Origin of the sequence: Hymenobacter lutimineralis (genome assembly GCF_008271285.1) — a bacterium.
In the GTDB taxonomy this organism is placed as follows: Bacteria; Bacteroidota; Bacteroidia; order Cytophagales; family Hymenobacteraceae; genus Hymenobacter; species Hymenobacter lutimineralis.
The window spans coordinates 53,098-59,097 of the sequence record NZ_VTHL01000026.1 but is presented as its reverse complement, the minus strand read 5'-3'; the positions used below and the strand labels follow the sequence as shown (position 1 = coordinate 59,097).

The window sequence follows — 6,000 nt, the reverse complement described above, 5'->3', positions numbered from 1 at the left end:
GAGGCCGGCGAGCAGGAGCTGGCGTTGGACGTTACGGGCCTGCCCCCGGGTGTTTATTACTACCACCTGCTCACTGACCGGCTGGAAACCGGCCGGCTGCTGAAAACCCGCTAGCCCGCCATGAACTCCGTTATTTACGCCTCCCGGCTCCGGCCGGAGGCGTATCCCGGCACCTGCCGCTCCAGGCACTGGCTGCTCCAGTGGCGGAGCATGCTGCTGCTGGCTGGTTGCCTCTGCTGCCTGAACCTGCGGGCCCAGAACCTGGTACCTAATCCCGGCTTCGAAGAAGCTGTCCTTTGCGGGAAGGACCATGCCGGTAACGCAGGGGATGGGATGCGGTATTTTGGCACTCAACCCGGTGACTTGGGTTACGGCACCGGCTCGCCGGGCTGGCAGCGGCTGCATCGAACAGTAGGCCACTTGTTGCGTTGTAATGTACTCCCTTTATGGCCGGCTCCGCCCCGGCCCTGGTTTCAGCCCCACTCGGGAGAGGGCTACATCTATATATACGTTAATGGGGAATACGTACCGGGCAGCAACGCCACCTACGACAAGGACCACGCCTACGCCCAGGCCAAGCTGCTGGCCCCGCTGCAGGCCGGCTGTACCTACCGCATCACCTTCTACGCCCGGCTGCTGGGCCTGACGGGCCTCGGCTTACACCCAGAGCCCCCCGTGGCTTCCGACGGACTGAGCGCCTACGTTTCGCGGGAGGCCATCTACCACGCGGATGGCACCAACCTGATTGGCTACCCGGCCCAGGCCGGGCTGGCCCGGGGCCAGCTGCTCACCGATACCGTCAACTACGTGCCCATTACCGGCACCTTCGTGGCCCAGGGCGGCGAGCAGTACCTGACCCTGGGTAACTTCCGCCCCACTGAGCAAACCACGATGCGCCGCCTGCTGCCCCGGCCAACCGAGCCGACCGTCTCTTCCTGCCGCTACGCCATCGACGACGTGTCGGTGGTGGCCGTGCCGCCGGCGGAGCTTACCCTCAGCGCCGGCCCCGACCGCCAGCTGTGCCCGCAGGCCGGCAGCTCGCTCACGCTCACGGCCTCGGCCGGCTTTGCCGCCTACCGCTGGAGCACGGGCCAAACCACCCGCACCATCACCGTCACCGAGCCGGGCCGCTACATCGTGGCGGCCGACTTTGGCTGCGGTACTGTGCAGGATACCGTAGTAGTAACCCGCCAGCCAGCGGACCTGCGCCTGCTGCCCGCCCCCGCCGCCGCGCTGTGTCCCGGCAGCGCCTCTACGCTCACGGCGGCCGCTGGCTTTACCGACTACCGCTGGGCCGACGGCCCAACCGGTGCCACCCGCTCCGTGTACCAGCCGGGCTGGTACCGGCTTACGGCTACCACCGCCGCGGGCTGCCCCGTACAGGACAGTGTGCTGGTGCTGGCCGGCACCCGGCCAGTGCTGCCGCCCCTGCCCGCCGATACGCTCATGTGTGCCGCCGAACCCCTGATGCTGCGCCTGCCCGCGCCCCCGCCCGGCACCACCTACACCTGGCCCGACGGCAGCCAGGCGCTTACTTACACCACTACCCGGGCCGGGCTGGTGCCGGTGCTGGTGACCACAGCCTGCGGCCAGGCCACGGCTACGGTGCTCGTTCGGACCCAGGATTGCGCCCCCCTGCAGATTCCCAACGTTGTTACGGCAAATGCCGATGGGCGCAATGACTTCTTCGTCGTCCAAGGCCTCATCCAACGCCCGCTGGGACTGCGCCTCTACGACCGGTGGGGCCGGCAGGTATACGCCCGCGCCGACTACCAGAATACCTGGCCCGGGCCGGGCGTGGCCCCCGGTCTCTACTACTACCACGTGCTGGATGCGCGCTACCGGCGCACCTACCGCGGCTGGGTGGAAGTGCTGCGCTAGGGGCCCCGGACCGCGGGCTGGGTGAAGTACCCGCGCAGGCGGCCCCGCCCGATACCCTCGAGCTACGCCGCTTGCGCCAGGCTGGCCCCTTGGCCGGAAACCCGTAGGTTTGCAGCCTATGCGCCTGAATCTGAATACCAAAATCCTGCTGGGCTTCGGCATTGCGCTGGGCGTGCTGCTGCTCACCACGTTTGTGGCTTACTACAGCAACCAGCGCCTGGCCTACTACACCCAGCAGGTGCAGCACACCTACCAGGTGCTGCAGGCTACCTCCGATCTGCGCACCAACGTGCGCGACGCCCAGGGCAGTGTGCGGAACTACCTGCTGCTCAACGACACCACCTACCTGCCGCAGTTTGAGGTGGCCGAGCAGGACCTCAACCGGCAGTACACCATTCTGCGCGACCTCACCCGCGACAATCCCCGGCAGCAGCAGCGCCTGGATACGCTGCGCCGGGCCCTCGACGCCGACACCCGCGACCTGCGCATGTGGACCGACCGCAGCGCCTCCGCCCCTACCGCCCGCGACATGATCCGCCGCAACCAGGAGCGCCTGGAATACATTCGCGCTCTGATTGGCCGCATCAAGTACTCGGAAGACAATCTGCTGGCGGAGCGCGACCGAAATCAGGAGTTTTACGCCCAGACCACACCTATTGCCCTGGTTATATCGGCTATTCTCGCGTTCCTGATTGTGGGCTGGCTGCTAAGCCGCATCCGGCAGGAGCTGGCCGCCAACGCCGCCCTGCAACAGGAGCTGCAACAGGTAAACGACGAAGTAGCCCGGCGCATCAGCATCATTGAGCACCTGGCGGAGCAGGTGGTGCTGGGCGACTATTCCGTGAAAATCAAGGATGAGGAGCGCGACAACCTGGGCCGCCTCGCCGGCTCCCTCAACCGCATGACGCGCCAGTTATCCGAAACCTTCGGGGCCCTGGAAAACCGCAACCAGGAGCTCGACCAGTTTGCCTACGTAGCCTCCCACGACCTGAAAGCGCCCCTGCGCGGGGTGATGACGGTGGTGAAGTGGATTGAGGATGAACTGTCGGGGGAGCTGTCGGAGAAGATGCGCCAGTACCTGGACATGATGAAAGGCCGCCTGGTGCGGCTTGAGGACCTCATCAACGGGCTGCTGGCTTACGCCCGCATTGGCCGCACCGAGCAGAAGCTGGAGCCGGTAGACGTGGCCGAGCTGGTAGATGAGGTGACGGACATGGTGGTGCCCCCCGATTTTCAGGTGCGCCTGCCCGATGCGCTGCCCCGCCTCGTAACCGACCGGCTGAGCCTGCAGCAGGTGTTTACCAACCTGATCGGCAACGCCGTGAAGTACCACCACAAGGGCGGGGGCACGCTCACCGTGAGTTGCCGGGAGCTGAAAAAGCACTACGAGTTTACCGTGGCCGACGACGGCCCCGGCATAGCCCCGGAGTACCACCAGAAAATCTTCCTCATGTTTCAGACCCTGCGCGACCGGCACACGGCCGAAAGCACGGGCATCGGTCTGAGCATCGTTAAAAAAATAATTGACGAGCAGAAAGGCAGTATTCGGGTAGAATCGGCGGCGGGGCAGGGCGCAGCCTTTATCTTTACGTGGCCGAAGCAGGCGCTGCCCACTTCCCCGGAGCCCGCCCCTGCCGGTACCTGATCTTCTTGCTGCCCCTGTATGCCCGACCGTTCCGTTTTACTTGTGGAAGATGATTTCTTTGACACGATGACCGTGCAGAAATCCTTCGAAAAATTCAGTGTTCCGCACCGTCTGCAAACGGCCTTCAACGGTCTGGAAGCCCTGGACCTGCTCTTGGGCCGCAATGGCGTAGAAGCCATGGACCCGCTGCCGGAAGTAATTCTGCTGGATTTGAACATGCCCAAGATGAATGGGCACGAGTTTCTGGCTGAGCGCAACCTGTACCCGCACCTGGCCAGCATTCCGCTGTTCGTTATCACTACCTCATCCATGGATGTTGACCGCCTCAGTGCCCAGAACCTGGGCGTGACGGGCTACATCATCAAGCCCCTGGACTTTGAAACCAGCCGCGACCTGGTAGACAGCATGAGCCTGCTGGAAACGCTGCTGAAATAGGCAGGCACGGCTTTTCTAATCACGCAAAGCGGGAGAGACAGACGGTTTCTTCCGCTTTTTCGTTTAGCCAATGCAGCCCGCAAGAGGAGAAACTACTGCCGCGCAACCTTCACGCGAATTTTATTCTCTCCTTTCTAGTTTTAGTCTTGCATTCCCGGCTCCGCGTGGGGCGGGATTATTCCTTGCTTTTCTTCCTATGCGCTTCCCCCTACTGCTTACCCTGGCGCTGCTCACGACGGGCGCCGCCACCCGGGGCCTGGCTCAGGACGGTCCCCGTCAGCTTAACGCTCCGCCCGCCCTGCCCGACTCGGTGCGCCAGCCCGCCGCAGCCCCGGCCCGCGCGGCCGAGCCCACGCCGGCCCCGGCCCCCGTGGCCGAGCAGGTACCCTCTGCCCGCCCTCAACCCAGCAACCTCCCCCCCGCTCAGGCCACCCGGTTTCGAGTGGGTTTGAAATCGGGCCAGGAAGTGCAGGCGTATGACGTGGAAACCCGCCAGCCCCTGCTGGGCCGCAACTACCTGCTGCTGGACGGGCAGCGCCGCCTCGAGCTAACCGATGTGCGCTACTACGAAGACGAAACGGGCTTCTACGTGCGCACCAACCTGCCCGGCTCCTCCCGCGAAAGCACCCTACGCCGCGACCGGACGGGCCGCATCAGCTTGTATTCCATCACCACCACCCAGTACAACAACATGGGCGGCAGCCCCTTTGGCTACGGGCGCTTCGGCTACGGGGGCATGGGCTACCCCTACGGCGGTGGCTACCGCACCGTGAAAACGGAGTACTTCAGCAAAGACAATGGCCCGGTCCAGGACCTGAACCTGCGCAACCTGAGCATTGCCACCGCCGACAACCCCGGGGCCCGCAGTCTGCTGGACCAGGCCCGCCGCTCCCGCACGGCCATCACGCTCAGCTATATTGGCGCAGGAGGGTTGATGGCCGCCGGCCTGCTGTCGTCGCTGACTGGTACCAACACGGGCTCGGCTATTTCGCCCCTGGTATATGCCGCCCCCGCCCTGCTGATTGTGCCGCTGGTGCTCCAGGGCAAGCAGCAGCGCAACATCAAACAAGCCATTTCCCTCTACAACGCGCAGCAGTAGCCCTGTTTGCAGCTTCTTTTTCTCAGCGCAGCCTGCCCCAGGCTGCGCTGTTTTGTTTTCGGGCAAGCAACCTGCACCGGGCGCTTGCGCGTAAGCAACTCCGTGCCGCCTTCTTCCCTTTCTTTCGACCCTGAGTTTGCCGAGCATCAGGCCAAGGCCCTACTGGTGCACGCGCGGCTGTGCGCCGAGTACGGGGCCCCGTTCCGCTTTTTCAGCACCAAAGACCCGCTCAGTGAGCTGATCAGCGCCCTGCTTTCGCACCGTACCCGCAACCAGGATTCCCACCGAGCCTACCAGCAGCTGCGCGCCCATTTTCCTACCTGGGATGCCGTGCGCGACGCCCCCACCGCCGAGGTGCAGCTGGCCATCAGCGCCTGCACCTGGCCCGAGCAGAAAGCCCCGCGCATTCAGCATGTGCTGCGCGAGGTAAGTCAGCGCTGCGGGGGCCCTTGCGACCTGGCTTTTCTGGCCGAGCTGCCGGTAGACGAGGCGCGGGCCTGGCTGGAAAAGCTGCCCGGCGTAGGCCCCAAAACCAGCGCAGCCACCCTGCTTTTCAGCTCGCTCCGCATCCCGGCCATGCCCGTCGATAGTCACCATCACCGGGTGGCGCAGCGGTTGGGGCTTATCGGGCCGAAAGTAGACGAGAAGCTCGCCCACAAGCTCCTGGCGACCCTGCTCCCGCCCGACTGGGATGCCCAGCAGGTGTACGACCACCACGAGGCGCTCATGTTTCATGGGCAGAAGTGCTGCTATTTCCATACGCCGGCCTGCGGCCGCTGCGTGGTGCTCGACCTTTGTCCCGTGGGCCAGCTACGGGTGAGAAGTGAGAAGTGAGAAGTGAGAAGTGAGAAGAAAAAACTACCATTGCTCAACGCGCAAGTGGTTGTGTGTTTTTTTGCTGACACGCCTGTACAGTTGCCATATTTTTCAACTACACACC

The 6,000-nt window shown here is 64.3% G+C and carries 5 protein-coding genes; all 5 read left to right on the top strand.

The genetic code is table 11. The annotated features are described in order from the left end of the window. Positions 1–120: 120 nt before the first annotated feature. The 5 genes from FY528_RS18845 (at position 121) to FY528_RS18825 (ending at position 5,894) form a co-directional block, all read left to right on the top strand. On the top strand, positions 121–1,881 hold the full coding sequence (locus FY528_RS18845) for a T9SS type B sorting domain-containing protein (RefSeq protein ID WP_149072581.1): 1,761 nt from the start codon (positions 121–123) through the stop codon (positions 1,879–1,881). A gap of 118 nt (positions 1,882–1,999) precedes the next feature. Then, complete coding sequence (locus FY528_RS18840) at positions 2,000–3,526, top strand: sensor histidine kinase (RefSeq protein ID WP_149072580.1); 1,527 nt, start codon at positions 2,000–2,002, stop codon at positions 3,524–3,526. An 18-nt stretch (positions 3,527–3,544) separates the two neighbouring features. Beyond that, positions 3,545–3,961 (top strand): response regulator, encoded by a 417-nt coding sequence (locus tag FY528_RS18835; protein ID WP_149072579.1) that lies wholly within the window; start codon positions 3,545–3,547, stop codon positions 3,959–3,961. Positions 3,962–4,157: 196 nt separating this feature from the next. Then, a complete protein-coding gene (locus FY528_RS18830; protein ID WP_149072578.1) occupies positions 4,158–5,060 on the top strand; it encodes a hypothetical protein in 903 nt (300 codons plus the stop codon). Positions 5,061–5,144: 84 nt separating this feature from the next. Next, positions 5,145–5,894, top strand: coding sequence for an endonuclease III domain-containing protein (locus tag FY528_RS18825; RefSeq protein WP_262384059.1), 750 nt, complete (start codon positions 5,145–5,147; stop codon positions 5,892–5,894). Positions 5,895–6,000 lie beyond the last annotated feature (106 nt).

Coding starts and splice junctions, on each gene's coding strand:
- FY528_RS18845 (WP_149072581.1), top strand. CDS start 121: ATGAACTCCGTTATTTACGCCTCCCGGCTCCGGCCGGAGGCGTATCCC.
- FY528_RS18830 (WP_149072578.1), top strand. CDS start 4,158: ATGCGCTTCCCCCTACTGCTTACCCTGGCGCTGCTCACGACGGGCGCC.
- FY528_RS18840 (WP_149072580.1), top strand. CDS start 2,000: ATGCGCCTGAATCTGAATACCAAAATCCTGCTGGGCTTCGGCATTGCG.
- FY528_RS18835 (WP_149072579.1), top strand. CDS start 3,545: ATGCCCGACCGTTCCGTTTTACTTGTGGAAGATGATTTCTTTGACACG.